Here is a 22735-nt window from a genome sequence, read left to right on the forward strand (position 1 = left end):
GGAGCCGTGGCTCACCATGATCGCTCCGGTCGTCGTGATCTGTGTGCCGTCGCAGGTCACTATCGCTCAGTCGCCCGACGAGGTTCCGGACACGTTCTTCGGCAGTTCGAACCAGCGGGTGCATGCGGTACACCGCTACGAACTCTCCGGTGATGGAGTGCGGTGCGGAGTGGTGGCGATGGCGAAGGGCCCGCCGACAGGTTGGCGGCAGCGACGGGGTCTGGTGGCCGCTGCGAGAGTCGTCTAGATAGCGGACCTGTCGTTCGACACATACACGAACACGAGGGCCTGGGACGCGCTCACACGCCGGGCCCGCTACCGCCGTGACCGATTATGGCCGGAAGGCGGCGACCTGCCCGGACAGGCAACCGGTGAGCGTGAAGCTGAAACACCTCTGGCAATAGTCCGGAGCCACATCCGCTCCTCGCCAAGCTGTCAGTATTGATTCGATCTCTCAGGAGCCTGGATCATAGCAACGATCTGCATGCATTCGTCCACTCCCTCCACCGCGGAGCCAAGACCAATATCATCGAGAGCCCGCCTAACGTGTTCCGCGCTCTCGAAGCGATGAGTAGTGGCGACCGACAGATCTAGCCGCGTGGCCAGGGCGAAGCTTGTCTCGAATTCGCCGCGGAACGAGTCATAGAACGCGCTGCTGGAGCTGTGAACGATGGCCGGATGTCCGGTGTTCGGTCCGCAGACTAGGACGTGTTGCGATGACAGGTCAAGTGAAACAACCCATACGTCAGGCTTCAGGGCCGGCTCGATTCGAAGGCGCGGGTATCGCTCCAGTGCCACAATACACGCGAGGACGGTGGCGCACGTTTCGAGCACGACACGTCGGACGTCCCACACCCCGGTTGCTGCACTATTTCGATATTGCAGATGACGCCGGACCACGTCCGGATCGCGCACGTCGAGAAGAGTTATCCTGATCCGAATGTCTCGGTTGTTTCGCGTGGATGCCTCTCCAAGCCAGCCGAGCGTTCGTGCTCGAAAATAAATGCCGGTGCGGGCGCGGATCAGCCATTCTCTGGTGCTATCAGATTCTGATCGAAGAAAGGAGCCGATTTGGCGCGAGGCGAGTGTCCTGGTTTCCTCCGACTCGTCCTGCTGAGGAAACGCAAAGATGAAGAGCGCAGCGATAGCAAGTGAGGCGGCCATGCCACCAATCAGCGCATCCGCGACCTGCGCAGCAGTGGTAATGGCCGCTGCACCGATGTCAGGACCAGGGGCTCGTAGCAGGGTGAAGCGCACAACGACAAGCAGGGCAAGTGCAAGTGCAGAGACGGTCAAGTAGGGGCGGCGCAGATCCCTGGATCGCATTGGATCCATCAGAGCGACCGCTCAACTTCTGAGAGACTTTGGGCGGGAGACCGGAAGCAGCGCGTGATCATCACGCGCATAGGCTGCCATCCGTGGCCGCGCTGCCGCCACGGCAACGAGGTCGGGGTCGAGCACCACAATCGAACACGTCCGCAGCGGAGCTCAGCCCATCCCCATACCCAGCTAAGGCGGTCAGGCGTGGGCGATCCCGTCGGGGTCTTCGTGACCTCGACCGCGGCGCACCTCCCTACTGCGACACGCGCCCGCTCGACCCGCCGCCGCCATCGGCGCCGCCGCAGCTGACCCCTCCGCCGCCTCGTCCCATGCCCACATCAACCGCGGCAGCGACAGATCGGCAGCCGACTTGCTCGCGCTGTAAACCACCGGCTCACCCGACGCGGTCATGTCTCCTCGACGGGCAGCCTTGTCCCCCAGCGGATCACCCGACGGTGCCCCACCGCAGCACCACGAGATAACCCGCCTTCTCCAACGCCGCACCGAACGACGCAGGACCATCCGCAGCAACCGCTGCCACGCGCACCGCCCGGGCCAGCTCGGCCCGGGCCGGCTCCCTGCCCTGCCTGCGCGCCTTCTCGATCTCCGCTCGCCCTGACGCACGCGCCGCCGTCCGATCGGCGGCATTGGTCACCGTCAGGCCCAGACGCTGTTCGATCCGCCGCTCTCTCTCAGCCGCGGAAAGTCCCGGCTCGGCCAGAACCTGCGACAGGAGTCCTGCCGCACCAGCACCACCGCAAGATGCACATGGTCATCGGCACGCCGAATCGCCACCCACCGGGGCCGCCCGCGTCCCCTTGCGTAGCGACGCCGGGGCCATCGAATAGTTCGCGTGCGACCGAAGCCCACTCCGCATCAGACAGCACCCGATCCCCCGCCGCGACCCGCGCCGAGCAATGCCACACATACCCACGCTTACCATCCACGTCGCCCTCCGGCAGACCGGCCGCGACAGCGGGCGCCCGCACTGCACGGATCAACGGCCCCAAATCCCGGTCGAACTCCCCCAGCCCGGACCGCACCGACTGCCAACCCGCGTTCCGCCCGTCCCAACTGGCGATCACCCGCGGCTGCACATGCTCCTGCGCCCGCCCCGGCCCCATCAGATAGGCGATCAGCCCACCGACCCGCCAGCCATGCACCACCTTCGTAATCACCGACTGCCCCGCTCGAACTCCGCCACAACCAGATCGATCACCACGTCCAGCCGCGCGAGGAGACACGCCACGCGCTCGGCAACTTCGACGGTGTGCGAACCGGCCATCTGCGCGGCGAGCGTGACGTCAGCATGCAGCCGCAACAAATCCGGAAGCCCGATCGATGTGATGGTGCCGCGCTCCGCCCGCATCGATCGCGGCCTGCCCGACCCAGGCACCAACCGCAAAGCCAGCAAGCGCCGCACGTTCTCGGAGCAACCCCAGTTCCGCACTGGAGAACCGGACGACCACCTGCCGACGCCGAGGCACCGACCCCCGCACCCGACGCCGCCGCACTCCCCCAGGGCCTTTCGTCGGGGATGAGCGCTCCGCAAGGCCCACACTCAACGCATCACGGCCTATCGAACCGTGGTCTCGCCAGCACCGCAGCTGGCCCGACCGACTACGTGACCGCAGACATACAGTGCTCATCCCAATCGAAATGTAGTTCGACCGCTTCACTGAGAAGCAATGCAAGCGGCCAGCCCGTCAGGGCGTTTCCGCAGGTCACCCGGCCGACTTGTCCGTAGACATCCGTCGCCGTCAATGAACGTGCGCACCGGTTGTCATGCAGTTAGTCACTCACCTCGGGAGTGCATGCGCGTCCACAGTCCGGACAACTCCCCGAGAGGACCTTGCGATGCCCCTGCGTCTCGCCAAGTTCGAGGTCACCCGCGTCCCGATGGCGCGCAGCCTCCGGCGCCGCTCCCGCCCCCACAAAGCCCTGGCAAGCTGGCAGCGCATCACCAGCCAGTACCCCAGGGTCTTCGCCCCCTGGGCATGGACATCGAATGCCTGGTGATCAGGGTGACAAGAGCGGGGTGACGGGAGACGGTCACGCTCCGTTCTGTGGGAGCCCAGGGGTGAGACTCGCCTGGGCCACCCGAACTAATCAGCCGTACTTCACGCTCAGGACCGGGCGATAGTCGGCAGGCGGCGACTCGGGTCAGAGGTCGATCGCGATGATCTCGTGATCGACGAGCCGGTCGAGCTCGATGGTCACCTGGCCGCCCTGCTGCCGGAACGGCAGCGACTCCCTACGGCGCGCCAGGCTCACCGCACGCGCCGTCACCGCTTTGGGGAGCCGGAGAGTTATCCGGAGCGGCCCGACCGGGTAGAGCTCCCGCACGAGCCCCTTCAGCGCCATGGGGTTGGTGAGGTTGACGAGGTGCACGGTCACCGACCCCGCCTGCTGCCACACGCTGACGTCGAGCAGACCCGGGCCCTGGACGTCGAGGACGCGCGGTCCGGGGGTCGCCCAGTCGAGCACGTTGGCGATGAGCCGGCCGTGGTCGGGGTTGAGGATCTCCCAGAAGGTGCGGTCGATGTCCCACGGCAAGTAAGCAACGCGCCCGTCGCCGTACTCGCGCAGCAGCACCTGCTGGTCGCCCGTCGGTTCGCGCGGGTACAGCTCCTCCATGGGCAGGTTGGGGTAAGCGGGGACGAGTCGCACGCCGCTGTCTACGCGTTCACCGGGTGCGGTCGTGTCGATGACCGGCACGCGGTACACGCCGTTGATGATCCAGTGGGCCCCGTCGAAGCCCGTGGCCGCCGGGCCGTCACCGAGTTCGAGGTAGGAGTTGCAGACCGGGCCGATCACCTCGCCCGCCCCGGTGGCACCGAACAGGTCGGCCAGACCGAAGTCGTCGCGGCGGACCCCCCGCTCGTCGTAGCGGGACGTCTCGTGGGTCGCTACGACCGCTCCACCACGCCGGACGAATGAGCGGATCTGCTCGCATTGCCCGTCGGAGAGCGCCGCGGCGTTCGCGAGCACGAGGGTGCGCATCCCGCGGAGGTGCTCCTCGTCGAGCAGGCCGTCGTGCACCATCTCGAAGGGGATCCGCGCCTCGACGAGCGCCTGGTACATGCCGAGGACGTGGTCCTCAACGCGCCCCTGCGGGTCAGCACCCCCGTAGTAGCGCGCGTTCTGCTGCGAGAACACGAGGCCGACCTCGGCGAGCGGACGCTCGTTACGCAGGTAGCGCTCGGCCCGCTCGGCGCCTTCGTAGATCTCCGCCACGGTGTCAATCCAGCGCGGGTCGCGAAGGTGGCCGCCGAACTTCGTGTACCACGGACGACTGCCGTGCGCGATGAGCCCCGCGACCCACAAGCGGAACTCGGACGGCGACTGCACCGAGTCCTTCCAGCGGTACCGCTCCTCGAGGCCCACGCCGAAGATGCCGCCCACGGGCTTCTCGCGCATGACCGCGCGGTACTCCTTGGCGCTCTTGCCGCTTGCCCAGAGTGCCATGAGCCCGTGCCGGGCCTGCCGGTCGGCGAAGAGGCCCGGCACGTGACCGGCGAGCCGGGTGGTGTCGAGCTCACTCAGCGCGCCGCCGCCGCCGTTGGGGATGAAGACGGTTCCGGGGCGCTCCTCGGCGACGGCGGCCGACCAGCGGTCGATGAGGGCCAGCAGCCGGTCCTCCCGCCACACGTGGAGCGCACGCTGCGCCGGGTCGGCCTGATCGGGCTCCACGGGGATCTCGTAGCCGGAGAAGGCGCGGAAGTCGGCGCGACACCGCTCGCAGTAGCAGATGCCGCTGCCCGCCCACCGGTTGCAGAAGATGCCGAGGACGTCGTATCGCCGCGCAATCTCGCGGTGGACCTCGGTCATGAACCCCTGGCCGTACGACCCGAGCACACAGGTCAACCACGCGCCGGGCATCGACTGGTGCGGCCGCGGGTTCCCGTCGGCGTCGACGGAGATCCACTCGGGGTGGGCGTCGAACGCGTCCTGGTGGACGGCGTGCGGATCGCTGCGGAGCAGCACCGAGATACCGCGCACGCGGGCCCCGGCGATCAGGTCGCCGAGGTGGTCGTGGTCGCCGAGCCACGCACTCCGGTGGTGGAGCGGGACGTCCGTCGGGTAGTAGGCCACGTAGCCCGCCGCCGACAGGCACACGCCGTCGACCCGCGTCCGCTCGAACAGCCCGATCCACTCGTCGGCGTCGAAATTCTCGAGATCGCGCTCCGCGAGGGTGAGCTGCCCCCACCGCATCGGCCCTGCGAGCCCGGTGGCGGAGCGAGCAAGACCGGGGAGCGTTGGCTCGACCGACCTGAGTTGCTGCATGGATTCGTCCTCGGATGTCCGGTGTCTCGTCGACTGTGGGGTGCGTCCTGTGGCTGCGCGGCACGCTGCCGACAACTTCGCCGGTCCGTGGCCCACGGCTCCGTGGACGGCAACGAGCCGGAGCGCCTCGAGTGGTTCCGCGACCTCGGAGGCCGATGACCCCGCGGATCCCACGGATCGCGAGCGGGAGCCGCACTGTCCGATCAGAGTCAGGTAAGGCCGCGGCTACTTGAACCCTGTCGTGGAGATCCCGCGGATCAGGTGCTTCTGCGCGAAGGCGAAGAACAGCAGCACCGGCACCAGCGAGAGCAGCGACATCGCCATCAGCGTGCCGATCCCTTGCTGCGACTCGGAGTCGACCAGCGAGCTGAGCGCCACCGGGACGGTGAAGGCCGCCGAGTCGGTGAGGTAGATCAGCTGGCCGAAGAAGTCGTTCCAGGTCCAGATGAAGGTGAAGATGGTCGTGGTGACCAGGGCCGGGCGCATGAGCGGAAGGATCACCGCGGTGAAGGTGCGGAAGGCGCCCGCACCGTCCAATGCGGCGGCCTCGTCCAGCTCCCGTGGGATCCCGCGGATGAACTGCACCATGAGGAAGACGAAGAAGGCGTCCACGGCGAGGAACTTGGGTAGCACCAGTGGCACGTACGTGTTCACCAAGTCGAGCTGGGAGAAGACGATGTACTGCGGGATGACCGTCACATGCATCGGCAGCATCACCGTCACCAGGACGACGGCGAAGTAGAACCGCCGTGCGCGGAACTGCAGCCGCGCCAGCGCGTAGGCGGTCAGCGAGCAGGACAGCAGGTTCCCGATGATGCAGCCGCCCGCCACGATGAGCGAGTTGACGAAGAACACCCAGAACGGCTGGTTGCCGCTGGTCCAGCCGGCGCGGAAGTTCTCCAGCGTGAGCTCGGTGGGGATGATGCTCGGGTCGGTCAGGACGAGGTTGGCCGGTTTGAAGGCGCTGACCGTCATCCACAGCAGCGGGTAGAGCATGAACAGGCCGAAGACGATCAGCCCGAGGTGGCGCAGCAGCGATCGGCGGGGCCGGGCCCTGGCCGGCGCCGCGACGGCAGTCGGCTCGGGTGCCGCGGCAGCGCGTTCGATGGTCTGTTCGGTCATGTCAGTCTCCGTAGAAGACCCAGTACCGGGACAGGGCGAAGTGCAGCGCGGTGATGAGGGCGATGATCACCAGCAGCACCCAGCCCAGGGCCGCGGCGTAGCCCATGTCGAAGTTCACGAACGCCTGTTGGTAGATGTACAGCGTGTAGAACAATGTGGAGTCCCGCGGCCCACCGGTGCCCGCGCTGACCACGTGCGCCTGGGTGAAGGACTGGAAGGCGCCGATCGTCTGCAGGATCACGTTGAAGAAGATGATCGGGGTCAGCATCGGCACGGTCACGCTGCGGAACTGGCGCAACGACGATGCGCCGTCGATGCGGGCGGCCTCGTAGAGCTCCTCGGGAATCTGGCGCAGCCCGGCCAGAAAGATGACCATGGGCGAGCCGAAGGTCCAGACGTTCAGCGCGACCAGCGTGGTCAACGCCAGCGACGGGTCCTGCAACCAGCTGGTGCCCTGGATGCCGATCAGCGCGAGCCCTTGGTTGATCAGACCGTCGTTGCCGAAGATCTGCCGCCACAGGACCGCGACGGCGACGCTGGTACCCAGCAGCGAGGGCAGGTAGTAGGCGCTGCGGTAGATCGTCAGGCCGCGCAGTCCGGTGTTCAGCACGAGCGCCAGCACCAGGGCGAACACCAGCTGCAGCGGCACCGAGAAGAACACGTAGACGAACGTGACCCGCAGCGACGTCCAGAATCGCGGGTCCTGCGCCATCCGGACGAAATTGTGCACTCCGGTGAACTCGGGACTGGACAGCACGCTGTAGTCGGTGAAGGCCAGGTAGAGCGAGGCGAGCATGGGCAGCGCCGTGATGGCCACCAAGCCCAGCAGCCAGGGCAGCATGAAGGTGTGCGCGACCAGCTCGTCGCGCCACCGCGTGCGCCGCGCGGTGGCGCGTTGGGCGACCGCCGGGGCTGCGGCCAGCGGAGTGGTCACCGGGCCGGCCTCACTGCGCCCTGGCAATGGCGTCGTTGATCTCGGTGATCATCGCGCCCGCCGCGGCGGGCACCGGCGTGTTGCCGAGCGCGATGTCCTCGATCGTGCGGGTCATGGTGGTGCGCCAGCTGCCGGAGCCCGCAGGCGCCTCGAAGCGCGGAGCGCGCGGCGCCGCGCGGTCCTCGGCGACCACCCGCAGCGTCTCCTTCTCGTCCGGGCTCGCGAACTGCTCCATCTCCCCGGCCACCCGCGGATTCGTGGGCGCGCCCATGGTCAGCCCGACGGTCTTGAGCATCTCCACCCGGTTGACGCAGTAGTTCAGCACCTGGCCGGCCAACTCGAGCGTCTCGTCCGCGGCGTTCTGCGAGATCGCCATCCGCGGGTAGTAGAGGTAGCGGAAGTCCGCTGTTGCGTCGGCCGCGACCGGAGGGTGCCGCAGGGCGAACCGGTAGTCCGGGAACTGCGGGGCGTCGTCGATGATGTGGTTGGAGTTGCCGAACACCATCAGCACCCGGTCGCCGATGGTGGGCCAGTCCGCGGTGACGCCGTCCTGTTCGCTGAGCGTGGTCGTCGCCCCGGCCTTGCGCAGGTCCTCCCAGTAGTCGAGCCACGAGGCGAGGCCGTCCTGGGTGAACCCGACCTTGCCGTCCTGGGTCCACAGCTGCTCCCCGCGCTGGCGCAGCCAGTACTCGAAGCCCAGGTCCGTGTCGGCGCTGTTGGCCAGCGCCTTGCGGCCCTGCGAGTTGTTCGCCGAGTAGTCCTTGGCGAACTCGGCGAGCGTCTGCCAGGTCCAGTCGGCGGGCGGCTCGACGCCGTCCTGCTCGGCGAAGGTGGCGTTATACCGCACGACTGGGACGAAGATGGCGAAAGGCAGGGTATTGAGCTGCCCGTCCAGCTCGAAGCCCGTCAGGTCCTCGGCGGGATAGTCAGAGAGGTCGAGATTCTCGATCTGGCTCAGCGGGCGGTACAGGTCGTTGGCGTAGTAGGTCATGACATTGGGGGAGGGCACCCAGAACACGTCGGCGACGGTGCCGGCGGCCATCTGGGTCGTCATCCGTTCCTGGAACGCCGTGTACTCGGCGAACTCCAGAGCGATCGTCAGACCCTGCACGGCCTGCTGCATCTCCGTGAAGGCCTGCTGGTAGTTCTGTTGACGGACGTTGTTGCCCCACATGGCATACCGCACGGTGCTCGCCGTGCCGCTGCGCCCTCCGACACCCGCGCAGGCGGACAGGCCCACCAACCCGGCCGCACCCAGGACACCGCCGAGCAACGCCCGCCGGCTGATCTTGTGCATGTCCTGCTCCCGTCGTTGGAAGATCACACCACTCTGAAGTGACGCAACTTGTCTGTCAATAGTGCATGTCAGGCGTGTGTTCAGACGAGCAGCCCGCGGCCTCACCAGGTCAGGTGCACGACCTCGAGCAGCTCGAGCCGGTCGACCGGAAGGCGGACGCAGCCGTCGTCGCCCGTCGCCACCCGCTGCTCGGAGCCCGCGACGAGGTGGCGCACCCGGACGGTGTCCACGCCTTCGGGCACGCGCATCAGCACCTGCTGATCGGTCAGCGGCAGCACCGCCCGGGCCTGGCCGCGCATGGCCATCGGCTCGGTGAGGTTGACCAGGGCCACCGCCAGCTCCCGCTCGCCGCGGCGGACCGCGACGTCGACGAGGCCGCTGCCCTCCACCCGCACCTGGCCCGGGTCTGACCCGAGCGCCCAACGCACCGACTGGGCGATGAGCTGCGCGTGGTCGGCTTGCAGTGCCTCCCAGTAGATCTCCCCGAGGTTGAACGCGGCGTACACGGTCCGCCCACCGCCCGGGTGGGTGCGGGCCACGACCGCCGGGGACTCCGGCCCGCCGCGTGGGTAGAGCTCTTCCATGGGCAGGTCCGGGTAGTCCGGGACGAAACGCATCGGCACCGTGACCTCGTCCGCCGCCTCCGCGGCGACCTCGATGCCCAGCACGTGCGTACCGCCGACGATGCGCTGCGCCCCCTCGTACCCGACCCGGATCGGATGCTCCTGCGCCAGGGACAGGTACGTGTTCTTCAGCGATCCGCGCACGTCGTCCGTCATTCGCACGCCGAACAGCGGACCGAGGCCGATCTCGCGACGCCCGTCCCCGTTCACCGTCACGGTCGCGTCGAAGGCGGCCACCACACCACCGCCCGCGGCGACAAAGTCCGTCACCACCTGCCGCTGCTGAGCGTCCAGGTCGGCACCGGCCGGCACCACCAGCACCCGGACGCCGGCCAGCCGCTCCGCGCTCAGCGCCTCGTCGGCCAGGTACTCGAACGGGATCCTCGCTTCCACCAGGGCCTGGTAGAAGCCGTCCTCGTGGGCCGTCGTCCGCCCGCTGTGCGCCGCCCACGGGTTGAGCCCGTTCGACCGCGGGCTGTCCAGGATGACGACCTCCGCGGTGGGAGTCAGCCGGGACAGCACGGGTTCGCACAGCTCGTGCAGGCGCATGGCGGCAGCGATCGGCTCGACCCAGCGGGTGTCGAAGCACTCGGCCTTGAACTTGGTGAACCAGGGCAGCGCCCCGTGCGCGAAGCCGTCGACGATCCAGCTGGTGAGCTCCTGGGGACTGGAGACCGCGTCCTTCCACCGCAGCTGGTGGCTCTCCGGGCCAACCGAGGTGATCAGCACGATTGGCCGCTCCGGGAACAGCCCGCGGCTGCGCTTGCCGATCCGCCCGGGAGTCCAGGACGGCTCGGTGCCCCAGCGGCCTTGCTTGTCCACGACGAACATCGGGTAGCGGTCGTCGACGAGCTCGCGCACCAGGTCGCGGGTGAGCATCGCGCCCCGGTTGGGCAGGAAGCGCACGTGCCCGCGCTCGGCGCGCACCGCGTCATCCCACCGCACCACCAGCTCGCTCAGCTTGCGCGCGCGCCAGCCCGTGTAAGCGCGCCACGCCTCGTCCGGGGAATCGGCACGGGGCAGCGCGAAGCCGGTGTCCGCGCGGAATTCCCGGGCGGCAGTCTCGGCGTAGGAGACCCGGCCGTGTCCCTCCCACCGGTTGGCGAACAGAGCGTCGACGTCGTAGCCGCGGACGATCTCCAGCGCGACCTCGGTAATGAACTCCCGGTGGTAGCTGCTGATCGGGTCGGTCCACCAGATGCCAGGTTGCGAGGGGTGCGGGACGGGTTCGCCGTTCTCGTCGCGGGCCAGCCACTCGGGGTGGGCGTCGGCGGCATCCTGGTGCACCGCGTGCGGGTCCACCCGGGCCATCACATGCATCCCCAATGCGCGGGCGCCGGCCACCACGGCACCGAACGGATCGGTGTCGCCGAGGTGGCGGCTGCGCCGGTGGTACGGGATGCGGGTCGGGTAGAAGGCCAGGTAACCACCCGCGCTGAGGCACAAGGCGTTGGACCGGGTCCGGCGCATGACATCGAGCCAAAAGTCGACGTCCAGCCGTGCCGGGTCGTCGTCGGTAAAGGTGAGCTGGGTCCAACGGGTGGCGCTGCGGAACCACAGCGGGGAGCGCAGGCGCTCGGCCGCAGGCTGCTCGTCGATCGACATCAAATGACCTCTCGCCGACGGTAATTGTCAGACATATGTACTTGAATGACGTTCTGTTGGCAAGGTTGGCCCCGAGTGTCTGACGTGCTGTCTCTACTGGCGTGCGATGATGCCCGGGAAGGGCGTTTGAGGAGGTGCAGCAGCGTGCCCACGCACATCAAGCTGGGGTCCGTCGTCGCTGGCAGAAGCCCCGTTTGAGTCGCTGCGCACCCGGATCATGAACGGCGAGATTCCCCCGGGTGACCGGGTGATCGAGCAGCGACTGGCCAACGAGTACGGGTGGCCCGAAACACTGCGAAAGTCGTGTCTGGAGCGGCTGACCGGCCTCGGGCCGCTGCGCCCCGCGGCTATCTTCAGCCGCACGACCTCCGAGACTGCGGCCACAGCGCACCTGGCCGGCCCCGCCGCCTGCCGGCCGAGCTGGCTCGCGCGCAGGCCACGATGTACAGCGCGGCCCAGCGCGGGGACTCCGCCGGGCAGCCTCGTTGACCATGCCGAACCGGTTGAGGTCACCCAGGTACCGGCTCCGGCGGTGATAGGGCACCCGGGTGGGATAGACGGCCACGTAGCCGCCGAGCGTGCATGACGTCGACCCAGAACGCCCGGTCGAACCGGAGCTGGTCGTCCTCGGCGAAGGTGAGCTGAGTCCACCGGCGGGCCTACTACAGCTGGTGCCGTCCGCATTCGCCGCGTCCACCGTTGCGAAGCCGTCGATTGCCACCTGCACCCCACACTCGACAGACAAGTAATCTCGCCAAGTCAGCATGCACGCCTGTCGGACTGACCGAGCTGTGGCATCATGCGCAGGTGCCTCCGTCAGCCCTCCCCCTTGCGACTTCGTCGCTGGTCGATGCCCTGTATGCCGCGCTGCGGACGCGCATCATCAACGGCGACATCGCGCAGGGCGAGAAGGTCACGGAGAACCGGATCGCTACGGAGTACGACGTCGCCCGCCCCACCGCGAAGGCCTGCCTCGAACGACTGATCATGGTCGGCCTGCTGGACCGTCCGGCGCACAAGACCGCGGTCGTGCCGACGCTGCGGGAGCAGGACGTCCAGGACATCTTCTTCACCCGTGACCTGGTGGAGACCTCGGCGGTGGCGCTGCTCGCCGGCCGCGGGCCGACCCCGTCGTCCGTGCGGCGCACCCAGGATGCGATGGAGATCGCGGCCCGCACCGGTGCGTTCCCCGACCAGGTCGCCGCCGACATCGACTTCCACTCGAGCCTGGTGAGCGAGACCGGCAGTCACCGACTGACCCGGATGCATCAGCTCATCCTCGGCGAGGTCCAGATGACGATGGGCCTCTACTCGGCGCACAGAACGGCCCCCGCGCTGTCGGTCGCGACTGAGCACGCAGAGATCATCCGAGCGATCGACGACCAGAACTCCGAGCTCGCGGTACGCCGCATGCGGGAACATCTCGACGCCGCTCGCGCGCGGATCCTCACCCGCATGCAGGAGACCGACGACGCGTGAGGCGGTAGCGCCCGCCACCGTCTCGCCCGTTGGTCCTCGCGACTTCGTTCGGTGATCCATAGACCATCGACTTCTCAACGATCCGCTCGAGTACTTGTCTTACAAGATCTGTTGGCGGTCAAATAGCAGGTAGTGCGCAGTCCCCTCGATCCCCTGGAGGACGACCAGCCATGCCCGATGCCTCGATGCCCGTCGCGGATCTGTGGTGGAAGCGCCCCTTCCGGATGTTCCAGACCAACATCCGGGAGATCGACGCCGCCCTGGACGTGGACCGGGTACTGGATCAGATCGAGGGCTACGGCGCGAACGCCTGGCTGCTGTCCGTCGGGGGGATCATCTCCAACTACCCGACGCAGCTGGCTCACCAGAGCCTGAACCCGGCGCTTCAGCAGCGAGCCTCCGGTGACCTCGTCGGCGACGCAATCACCGCTGCGCACCGGCGCGGGGTCCGGGTGCTGGCCCGGATGGACTTCTCGAAGGTCGCCAGGCCGATAGCCGAAGCGCACCCGGAGTGGTGCTACGTGGCCCCGGACGGGTCGCGTCAGGTCTTCGAGGGCCTGACCAGCGTGTGCCCGTCCGGGCTGTACTACCAGGAGAAGATCTTCGAGGTGCTCGGGGAGATCCTGGGCCGATACGAGATCGACGGGTTCTTCTTCAACTGGATGAGCTACAACGAGATCGACTACGCCAAGCGGTACCGCGGGGTCTGCCAGTGCCTGCCGTGCCGTGTCGTTTACGGCCCCGAGCTGGGCGGGACCCTCCCCACCGGCCCGGACTCCCCCGGGTACCTGCGCTGGCAGCGTCTGACCTCCGATGCGATCGACGAGCTGCTCGCCCGCGTGCGCCGGTTCATCGCGGAGCGCAGGCCGGAGGCGCCGCTGGTCATGCGGGACACCGCCGACATCGTGTTCCACGAGGCGAACAACGCGATCGGCCGAAGTCTGTGGCCGCACCAGACCTCGGAGCACGTGAGCGTGGCGCGCAGCTACCGCCCGCACGTGCCGGTGCTGGTGAACTCGGTGGCCTTCCTGGACATGCCGTACCGGTTGGTCAGCGAGGAACCGCGGATGTTCGAGCAGTACCTGCTGCAGGCCATCGCCCGCGGGGGCATCCCGTCGACCTACATCATGGGCACCAAGGACGACTTCGACTACGAGTGCCTGGCCGCCGGCTCCGGGGTGGTCCGGTTCCACCGCGACCACGAGGACCTCTACGCTGGCCTGTCGCCCGCGGCGCGCACGGCGATCGTGCGGCCGGACCCGGTCAAACCCACGTTCTCCAAGCCGGCCCTCGCCCAGGAAGAGTTCCGCGGGATCTGGACCGCACTGCTGGAGCGGCACGTCCCGTTCGACACGCTCCCGGAGAACCGCCTCGCCGCGCTGGGCCGGTCCGGTGACCTCGACCGCTACGCACTCGTGGTCCTGCCCGATCTCGGGGTGCTGGACGACACCGCGGCCAAGGAGCTCGACGGGTACGTCGCACGAGGCGGATCGCTGTTGCTCACCGGAGCCTCGGGCCTGGACGCGGAACGATCGCAGCTGGAGTCCAGCGGGGTCGGCGCGCGGCTGGTCACCATGGACACCCCGGAAACCACCTGGTCGTCGGCGGTGGTGCGGGAGGACGGCGGCGCGCTCCCGATCCTGGGGGCGTTCCACGTGGTGCGCGGCCGCGACGGCGCGCAGGCACGGATGTCGGTGCTGTCGCGGGCGCCGTACGGCCCGCCGGAGAAGTGCTACGGACACCTGCCGCTGGATCACCCGGCACGACTGGACCTCGCCCACGGGTCGGGGCGCACGGTGGCGCTGCCCTGGACACCGGGCCACGCCTACCGCGAGACCGGGCTCGGCGGGCTCGGCGACGTGATCGCGCAGGCCGCAACCGACCTGCTCGGGGAGCGCCTGGAGATCGAGACGGACCTGCCTGCGCAGGTCGAGGCCGTCGTCGGCCGGTCGGAGGCGGGGCTGGTGATCCATCTGCGGAACCTGACCGGCCTGCGCGGGCAGTCCTTCGGTGCCCCCGTCCCGATCGCCGCCGGGCGGCGTCTCACCGTCCGACACGACGCTGTCGATGGGGGCTCCGGCGGAGGCACCACCGTGCGGGCGGTCGTCGCCGGGACCACGCCACACGCCGCGACCACCGCCGACCGGACCACCGTCACTCTGCCCGAGATCGGCCTGTTCGAGGTCCTGGTCCTGAGCTGATCGCGTCCGTGGACCTCGAGCCGAAGGGGACTCGCACGCGCCCACCCACCCTCTCCCGGCGCCGGCTGCTACAGCTCGGTGGCCTCGCCGGCGCCGGGGTCGCCGCCTCCGCCCTTGTGTCCGGGTGCGGCAGCGCCCGGGAGGCCGACGGCACCGTCGCAGCGACAGGGTCGAGGTGACCACCCCGCATCCACCCGACCTTCACGTGCTCCACCCGCTCGACGAGGAGGAACCACCCATGGCAGGAGCCGACAGCGCCACTCGCAGCGAGGACGCCGCCCCCGGCCTGATCCTGGTGACCGGGCCGTCCCGCCCAGACACCGACCGCCGCCGCATCACCGAGGCGGCCGGTCCGCACGAGGTCCGGTTCGTCGACGCGGTCGATGCCACCGATCCCGCGCTGGCGTACGCCGTCGCCGTGGCAGGAACGGTCCCGGGCCCGGTGCTCGCCGCGGCCCCACGGCTGCGCTGGGTGCACGGCTGGGCGGCGGGCGCAGACGGGAACCTCACGCCAGAGATGCTGGCCAGCGAGGTCGTCCTGACCACCTCGGTCGGGAACGGAGCGATCCCGCTGGCCGAGCACGCGATGCTGCTGATGATGATGTTGAACCGGGATGTCCCTCGCTGGATGCGGGCCCAGCAAGACCACCGGTGGGACCGGTTCACCCACGGTGAGCTCGCCGGACTGACCCTGGGCGTATTCGGCGTCGGGCACTCGGGCGGCGACCTCGCTCGCAAGGCCCAGGCCTTCCGCATGCGTGTCCTCGGCTGCCGCCGCAACCCCGAGCGGACGGTCGAGGGGGTCGAGCGCATGTACGCCGTCAACGATCTGCACGCGTTCCTCGGCGAGTGCGACATGGTCGTGGTCACCGCCCCGGCGACCGACGAAACCCTCGGCGTATTCGACGAGAAGGCGTTCCGGGCGATGAAACCCACCGCCTTCTGGATCTGCTTCTCGCGCGGCGGCATCGCCGACGACGCGGCCCTGCTCACGGCGCTGCGCGAGGGCTGGATCGCCGGGGCCGGCATCGACGCGCACAGCGTCGAGCCACTGCCGGCTGACAGCCCGTTCTGGGACGCGCCGAACACCATCATCACGCCTCACAACGGCGCCACCACGGCGGCGACCGCACGGCGCGGGCTGGACATCTTCGTGGACAACCTGGCTCGCTTCGCCACTGGCCGCGACCTGGTCAACGTGGTCGACAAGGCCGCCGGCTACTGACTCACCCCTACCGGCGCCATCGGTGACGCCGGCCCCCACGTCAAAGCCCGCGGGGCGACGAGCCGCTCGGCGTGTTCGTCGCAGGAGAACGCGAGCCACGCCTCGGCCAGCCGGCGGGGCCGGGCGGTCGACGAGCTCGTACGCGCCGCTGACGGCCTAAACGCGGTTGCGGACGCCGAGCTTGCGGTTGAGGCGCCGCAGGTGTCTCTTGACGGCCGCCGAGGACATGACCCGGATCCTCCGAGCACTCGACGACGAAGACTCCAAGGACGCGGCTGGTGCGCGATGGAAGCCTTTCTGATGCCTCTCAGAAAACTACGACGACAAACGGCCTGGCCGGAAGCTCTTGAAAGAGCCTCTGACCAGGCCGTTCGGCTGTGGACGATACTGGGATCGAACCAGTGACCTCTTCGGTGTGAACGCGGATTGCCTGTAGGTCCAGGTGCTTGCGGTTGGCCTTCCGGCTGCTCAGCGTGCTGAGCCGTGCGACCTCGTGTTAGGAAATGTTATCCCTCGTGATGCCTTGCTGATGCTCGGCGATCTACCTTCAGGCGCCCCGAATGATCTTCATCTTCTGCTGGAACGAGGTTGTCATGGCGCGGCGGAGGGCGTGACCTGGGCGCTGGCGCCGCGGGGAGGTGTCCTCGTCGACAGCTGTTGACCCGCGGCAATGGCCACTAAATGGCCCACCGCGTCCCGGCTTCGCGCCTACTCTGGACTCCTGCGATTTCGTCACCCGGTCAATCCAGGTTCAGGTCGGCTGTAGAGATGGCCGGAGGTGGTGGGTCTTCGTCGCTGAGCAGTTCGAGGAGTTGGTCGGGCGCCAGGTTGGCGACATCAACGGGGCTGCTCTGGGAGATCACGCAGACGGTGACGTGCTGGGCGGAAAGTTGTTGGGCGCTATCGATCAGTTCCTGGGCTCGTAGCCGCTTGCGGATGCGGTCGGCGAGATCGAGCACGGCCAAGGCGGCTGACGGAATGGACATCACCAGGGCTGTGACCGCCACTGGGTCGACAGCCTTGTTTTCGTTTCGAGATTCCTCGGCAACGGACTGCGTGTCATCGGGCGCCTCGGCTACTTCATGGCCCCACGATTGGGCCAATGCTTCAAGGTCGCGCTTGGCGGCGTCAATGTTGGCGCCGGCAGCGCTTTGCAGTCGAATGATCATCGCTCTTTCGTCCCTCCGCCGGGCAGCGCTAGTAACAGTTCATTGATATGGATCATCAGTTCGAAATCCCCAATCTTGCTGGCGGCCGCCAGACTCAGCCCCAGCAGATCGCGGGCCTGATCCGCTTGACCTATGGACGCGAGTAGTTTACCGAGTGAAAATCCCACCACTGCGATCCCGTCAGATCGCCCCAGTTGGCGCATTGTTTGGAACGATTCGACCAGGCGCGGGCGGGCCGACTCGTAGTCGTCTCGTGCAAGGTCGATCCGGGCCAAGTCCCATGTGGCTGCACCGATTCCGTCGAGGTCGCCCAGCTGCTTGGTCACCTCGAGTCGCTTCTGCCGCAACTCGGCAGCTTCGTCGTAGTCCCCGCGCTGGTAGGCGATGTCGGCGATCTGACCCCAAGTGAGGGCCGTGGAGCGGATATCGCCGAGGCGTTCGTAGACCGGCAACTCGACTTCTCGGCGAACCCGAAGCGCTTCGTCGTAATCCCCGCGCTGGAACGCGATGTCGGCGATCTGACCCCAAGTGAGGGCCGTGGAGCGGATATCGCCGAGGCGTTCGTAGACCGGCAACTGAACCTCTCGGCAGATCCGGAGCGCTTCGTCGTAATCCCCGCGCCGGAAGGCGATGTCGGCGATCCGGCCCCAGGTGAGGGCCGTAGAGCGGATATCGCCGAGGCGTTCGTAGACCGGCAACTCGACTTCTCGGCGAACCCGAAGCGCTTCGTCGTAATCCCCGCGCCGGAACGCGATGTCGGCGATCTGACCCCAAGTGGTGGCCGTAGAGCGGGTATCGCCCAGGTGTTCGTAGACCGGCAACTCGACTTCTCGGCGAACCCGAAGCGCTTCGTCGTAATCCCCGCGCTGGAACGCGATGTCGGCGATCTGACCCCAAGTGGTGGCCGTAGAGCGGGTATCGCCCAGGTGTTCGTAGACCGGCAACCCGACTTCTCGGCGAACCCGAAGCGCTTCGTCGTAATCCCCGCGCCGGAACGCGATGTCGGCGATCTGACCCCAAGTGGCGGCCGTAGAGCGGATATCGCCGAGGCGTTCGTAGACCGGCAACTCGACTTCTCGGCGAACCCGAAGCGCTTCGTCGTAATCCCCGCGCTGGAACGCGATGTCGGCGATCTGACCCCAAGTGGTGGCCGTAGAGCGGGTATCGCCGAGGCGTTCGTAGACCGGCAACTGAACCTCTCGGCGAACCCGAAGCGCTTCGTCGTAATCCCCGCGCTGGAACGCGATGTCGGCGATCCGACCCCAAGTGGTGGCCGTTCCGAGGCTGTCGCCGAGGCGTTCGTAGACCGGCAGCTCGACTTCTCGGTAGATCCGGAGCGCTTCGTCGTAATCCCCGCGCTGGAAGGCGATCTCGGCGATCCGACCCCAAGTGGCGGCCGTAGAGCGGGTATCGCCTAGGCATTCGTAGACCGGCAACTGAACTTCTCGGTAGATCCGGAGCGCTTCGTCGCAATCCCCGCGCTGGAAGGCGATCTCGGCGATCCGACCCCAAGTGATGGCCGTTCCGAGGCTGTCGCCGAGGCGTTCGTAGACCGGCAACTGAACTTCTCGGTAAATCCGGAGCGCTTCGTCGTAATCCCCGCGCCGGAAGGCCATGTCCGTGAGATCGCCCATCACGGCCGCTGCTTCTCGCTCCGATCCTGCGGTCATGAAGACTTGATGGGTGCGTCGGAACAATTGTTCGGCCTGCTGGGTCTCCCCACGGGTGATGAGGCGACGCGCTCGCTCGACGATGACCCGGGCCTGGTCGAGCGGGTTGCCCAGCTCCTGTTCCCCGGCTACCGCCTCGCGCATCGCCCGGTCCAGTAACGCCTCACCGGCAGAGCCGTCGCCGCTGGTAAAGGCTGCATCAGCTACAGCTCGGAGCAAGCTGAGCGGCGCGTCTTGGTTGTGGCGGTCGAGAAGTTCGATCACGTCATGTCCGAACCGGAGTGCGTCAGCGGCCGGACCCACACGAAGTTCACGGATGGCGCCGACTGCGCATGCTGCGACGACAAGCGCGTTATCGCCCAATAGAGCGACCCGGGTCAGCTGCAGGTCCAATTCATAGTCGCGCCTGGGTCGCGGCGCCGTGCCACCCCAGGCGGCGAACAGCGAGGCGACTGTCACTGCGGCGAGGGCAGCCTGCTCACGGGTGCTCAGTGGATCGACCCTTCCCGCGGTCAGCGGGTTGGCGGCCAGCGCCGAGCGTGCCGGGTCGTACTGATCTTGGTAGGGGTCGAGTAACCCGAAGCCCCGCAGACGGTCCGGTGATCCACCCACCAGCTCGGCGAGTGTCTCGATCACCGACTGTGGGACTGGCAGATCGAATAGAGTGGTTGCCCGCAGCAGGGCGCGATCAGCCGGTCCGGCTTCCTGCAGCAGGGTGTCGAGGGCCAGGTTCTCCAGGAACACACGTACCTCTGCGTCGGACGGCAGATCGCCTTGGTGGAGGTAGGTCTCCATGCCTGCGACCGCTGCCTCGGCCCGCCGAAGCGGCACCTGCTCGCCATATACCAGCCGTAGACCGATCAGGTCTTGAAGACCGGGGTTTCCGCGGCTCACGCTCAGCGCTCGGGCGGCCAGCCCGGCTCGCTCGACCTGCTGTTGTGATGGGGTGAGGGCTTGTTGGCGGCGCTGGAGCTTGCGCTGAGCCACCGTCGACAGGGGCCGTAGCTGTACCGGCTGCAACTGGGCCTCCAACCCGTTCAGGGCGAAGGTGAAGCGGCTGGTGAGCAGGAGGCGGCTGTCGGTCTCGGCCGGGTCGAACGCCCGCAAAACTGCGGCCAGCACTGGCGCATGATCGGAGGCCACCTGGTGCGGGCCGGCGGCGTCGGCCACCAGGATCTGTTCCAGGTCATCGATGATCAGCAGCAGTGGCCGCTGCCCGTCCCCGGTCTGGGCGCAGGGACCAGCCAGGAGATCGATCAACACTGACTCGATCGCTTCGGGCCGTGCGCGCACCTCGGGCAGGCGTTGTGCGATCAGGTCCCGGGCTGCTGGGTTGGTGCGCACCGCTTCGGCCACCGCGTCCAAAATGGCCAGTGCGCTGTAGTCACCGAATACCACCGCGACCGCTCGGTCCGGGCACCGGTCGGCGATCCGGGCCGCCAAGCTGGACTTACCCAATCGGCCCTGCCCGTGCAGCAGCGCCCCCGAACGTTCGCCCGAGCGCAACGCCCGTAGCGCGTCCTGCATCTCCGGGCGTCGACCCACGAACATCTGTGCCGCGGCCACCGGAACCTGCCGTTTGCGACCCAGGAAGGTCTTGGTCCCGTGGGTGGCCGACACCAGCGACCGCTTCCGGCTTCCTGCCACCAGCGGTCCGCCGCCGCGCGGCCCCAGCCACAGGCGGGCCAGATGCCAGTCTTCTCGGAGCTGCGGGTTGTCCGATTCCAGCAACACACGGCGGGCATCACCCACCGCCACCGACAGTCGCGCCCGATCTGCCAAACTCCGATACAGCTGCTCGGCGAACAGCGTGGCCGCCCGATCACCGACCGAGCCGTCCCAGGCAATCACCGCCGGCACACCGGCGGTCACCAGCGCAGTCACGAACGAATGCGCCACCGGACGGCCACCACCCGCAGCCGGACCCGCCTCGCCCTTGCGCTCGCCACCCGGCGGCAGATGACCCGTAGCGTCGGCCCCCGTCGCGGTCAGACACGCCGAGACGAACAACAGCCGCGGCCCAACAGCCAGCAGACTCACCAGATCGGCGGCTGTAGTCGGACGCCCCTCACCGACGTCGTCCTCCATCATCAGCACCGGCACCCCCGGTGCGCCGGTCCGGGCCTGCCAGTTGTTCACCCCGTGGCACGACAAGTGCACCACGGGCATCCCGCCCAGGTCGGCCAAGCGGTGGCCCAGCTGCTCCGGGTCGCCGGTGTCGTCGACCACCAGATCTACACGGCTCTCACCCACAGCCTTGAGGATCGCCGCTTCCTCAGCCTCAAAGTCCAACTCATGCTGCCCGCGTGGGGAGGACGCCATGAACGCCAGACCCAACCGGAACTGATCCGGTACCGGCTGCTCGGTAGCCGTGCCCAGCCGCCGCACAACAGAGAACCGCATGAGCCCGTCCGCAGCCAGAAACCCCCCGTCAAGGCGGGCCAGTAGCTCGAACGGAGCCCGCAGCACCGCCCACGCCCGGTCCGTTGGCGACCCCTGCCCCACTATCTCGAACACCAACGGCGAGGTCGCTCGCTCCAGCACCGAGCTCAGCTGCCCATGCTCCCCGTCCAGCCATCGGTACAGCTCCCGACCCAGTCCAACGAACACCGCGGCATCGGAGCGGGTCTGCACCGCCCGCAGATAGCGGCCCGCCAACCCCTCCAACAGATCGACATCGGCCGGCTCGAGAACCCTGCGGGGCCCCATCCGCTCATGATCGGCCAGCACCTCGAAGCCGGTGCCGTCGACAACCACACCGGTAACCACCACAAGCCCCCATGTGAATCACGCTCTCAACGCTGCGTAACCTATCGACCCGATCTGGTGAGCGCTATCACGGCCTGGCCCGTGGTGGCGCAGCAGCAGCGAGCCTCTCGTTGAACCGCCGTCTGCTGATTTTTCGGTGTGAACGCGGTCCCACGGTGCCGGCCAGCGCCGACCAGGACGCCTCTGGCCGGTCAGCGTGCGGAGACGTATTGATGAGAGGCGGACCGTGTCAGGGCTCGTGATGCCTTCCTGCTGCCTCGCCGCAGATTCCGGTGCTTGCCAGTGCCATCCCGTCGATCTGGCGCAACTCGACCGCGCGGACGCTCGTGGGCGGCGCTCGATGCAGCCGCCTGCGACATCGTCAAGCTCCGCCCACGAGCGGCCGCGTGGTAGCCCTCAGGAATGATTGACGAACGGTGCCACCATTCTCCTGCGGGCCTGGGCAGACTGCAGCAATGGCATTCGAGTCCGCGGATCTCCACGCGACCATCGTCGCCCTACACACGAACCTCGTCCGCCCCTGGAAAGTCCGGATGCTGACACCCTCCGCCCCCGGGCTGTACGCGTGGTGGGCCGCACCGTCGATCCTGCCTGATCTCAGCGGTCCCCGTGCGCCCGTCGATGCCGGACACCCGTCTCCTCTACGTAGGACTGGCGAAGCTGCGCTCACGGCTCGGCTCGAACCACCTCCGCGAAGCGGTAGCTCGACGCTCCATCGCACGTTGGCCAGTTTCCTGTAAGACGAACACGGGTACAAGACTTGCTGGACGGATCGCGTCGTACTTGGTCGACGAGGACGAGACCCGCCTGCCGACATGGATGAGCGAGAACCTGCGGGTCTCGTGGTGTGAGCATCCCCGCCTACTGGACGTAGATTAATGCCCTCCGCCCTCCACTGAACATCGATCACGCCCCGGGCACACCGTCGAGATCATCAAAGCGGCCCGATGCCATTACACCCGCAGCGCAGGACCACGGTAGCCACCGCGCTGGCCACCGCGCTGGCTTCAGTGAATGGTGGTCTGTACCTACCT

At 67.8% G+C, this 22735-nt stretch carries 15 protein-coding genes; 4 read left to right on the forward strand and 11 right to left on the reverse strand.

Annotated features, from left to right (window positions below; all coding sequences use genetic code 11):
- Positions 1–435: 435 nt before the first annotated feature.
- The 9 genes from ABD743_RS00085 to ABD743_RS00125 all read right to left on the reverse strand — a co-directional run bounded on the left by ABD743_RS00085 (position 436) and on the right by ABD743_RS00125 (position 11188).
- Positions 436–1257: a hypothetical protein gene (locus ABD743_RS00085; protein WP_344717454.1), complete on the reverse strand. Its 822-nt coding sequence runs from the start codon at positions 1255–1257 to the stop codon at positions 436–438.
- A 261-nt stretch (positions 1258–1518) separates the two neighbouring features.
- A complete protein-coding gene (locus ABD743_RS00090) occupies positions 1519–1731 on the reverse strand; it encodes a hypothetical protein (protein ID WP_344717456.1) in 213 nt (70 codons plus the stop codon).
- Positions 1732–1765: 34 nt separating this feature from the next.
- Entirely contained in the window at positions 1766–1975 is a 210-nt protein-coding gene (locus ABD743_RS00095; RefSeq protein WP_344717458.1) for a hypothetical protein, read from the reverse strand.
- Between the two features lie 519 nt (positions 1976–2494).
- Positions 2495–2689 carry a hypothetical protein gene (locus ABD743_RS00100; RefSeq protein WP_344717461.1) on the reverse strand — a complete coding sequence of 65 codons (195 nt, stop codon included), beginning with the start codon at positions 2687–2689 and terminating at the stop codon, positions 2495–2497.
- A gap of 794 nt (positions 2690–3483) precedes the next feature.
- Positions 3484–5607 (reverse strand): alpha-amylase family protein, encoded by a 2124-nt coding sequence (locus tag ABD743_RS00105; protein WP_344717463.1) that lies wholly within the window; start codon positions 5605–5607, stop codon positions 3484–3486.
- A 225-nt stretch (positions 5608–5832) separates the two neighbouring features.
- Positions 5833–6729: a carbohydrate ABC transporter permease gene (locus tag ABD743_RS00110; RefSeq protein ID WP_344717465.1), complete on the reverse strand. Its 897-nt coding sequence runs from the start codon at positions 6727–6729 to the stop codon at positions 5833–5835.
- Between the two features lies 1 nt (position 6730).
- Positions 6731–7663 (reverse strand): carbohydrate ABC transporter permease, encoded by a 933-nt coding sequence (locus tag ABD743_RS00115; protein ID WP_344717467.1) that lies wholly within the window; start codon positions 7661–7663, stop codon positions 6731–6733.
- Positions 7664–7673: 10 nt separating this feature from the next.
- Positions 7674–8960 carry an ABC transporter substrate-binding protein gene (locus ABD743_RS00120; RefSeq protein WP_344717469.1) on the reverse strand — a complete coding sequence of 429 codons (1287 nt, stop codon included), beginning with the start codon at positions 8958–8960 and terminating at the stop codon, positions 7674–7676.
- A gap of 101 nt (positions 8961–9061) precedes the next feature.
- Positions 9062–11188, reverse strand: a complete 2127-nt coding sequence (locus ABD743_RS00125; protein ID WP_344717471.1) for a family 10 glycosylhydrolase — start codon at positions 11186–11188, stop codon at positions 9062–9064.
- An 807-nt stretch (positions 11189–11995) separates the two neighbouring features.
- Between ABD743_RS00125 and ABD743_RS00130 the strand changes: the two genes are divergently transcribed.
- The 3 genes from ABD743_RS00130 to ABD743_RS00140 all read left to right on the forward strand — a co-directional run bounded on the left by ABD743_RS00130 (position 11996) and on the right by ABD743_RS00140 (position 16093).
- Positions 11996–12667, forward strand: coding sequence for a GntR family transcriptional regulator (locus ABD743_RS00130; protein WP_344717473.1), 672 nt, complete (start codon positions 11996–11998; stop codon positions 12665–12667).
- Positions 12668–12837: 170 nt separating this feature from the next.
- The gene (locus ABD743_RS00135) at positions 12838–14868 is read left to right on the forward strand and encodes an alpha-amylase family protein (RefSeq protein WP_344717475.1); all 2031 of its coding nucleotides are present in this window, start codon (positions 12838–12840) and stop codon (positions 14866–14868) included.
- A gap of 238 nt (positions 14869–15106) precedes the next feature.
- On the forward strand, positions 15107–16093 hold the full coding sequence (locus ABD743_RS00140; protein WP_344717477.1) for a D-2-hydroxyacid dehydrogenase: 987 nt from the start codon (positions 15107–15109) through the stop codon (positions 16091–16093).
- 740 nt (positions 16094–16833) lie between these two features.
- Here the strand turns inward: ABD743_RS00140 and ABD743_RS00145 are convergent.
- Both ABD743_RS00145 and ABD743_RS00150 read right to left on the reverse strand, forming a co-directional pair.
- Positions 16834–17262 carry a hypothetical protein gene (locus tag ABD743_RS00145; protein ID WP_344717479.1) on the reverse strand — a complete coding sequence of 143 codons (429 nt, stop codon included), beginning with the start codon at positions 17260–17262 and terminating at the stop codon, positions 16834–16836.
- Positions 17259–21689, reverse strand: a complete 4431-nt coding sequence (locus tag ABD743_RS00150; RefSeq protein ID WP_344717481.1) for a tetratricopeptide repeat protein — start codon at positions 21687–21689, stop codon at positions 17259–17261. Before ABD743_RS00150 ends, ABD743_RS00145 begins: the two co-directional genes overlap by 4 nt.
- A 633-nt stretch (positions 21690–22322) precedes the next feature.
- Here ABD743_RS00150 and ABD743_RS44365 point away from each other — a divergent pair.
- Positions 22323–22580, forward strand: a complete 258-nt coding sequence (locus ABD743_RS44365) for a GIY-YIG nuclease family protein (protein WP_379659486.1) — start codon at positions 22323–22325, stop codon at positions 22578–22580.
- Positions 22581–22735 lie beyond the last annotated feature (155 nt).

The sequence above is a fragment of the Pseudonocardia yunnanensis genome, from assembly GCF_039534065.1.
In the GTDB taxonomy this organism is placed as follows: domain Bacteria; phylum Actinomycetota; class Actinomycetes; order Mycobacteriales; family Pseudonocardiaceae; genus Pseudonocardia; species Pseudonocardia yunnanensis.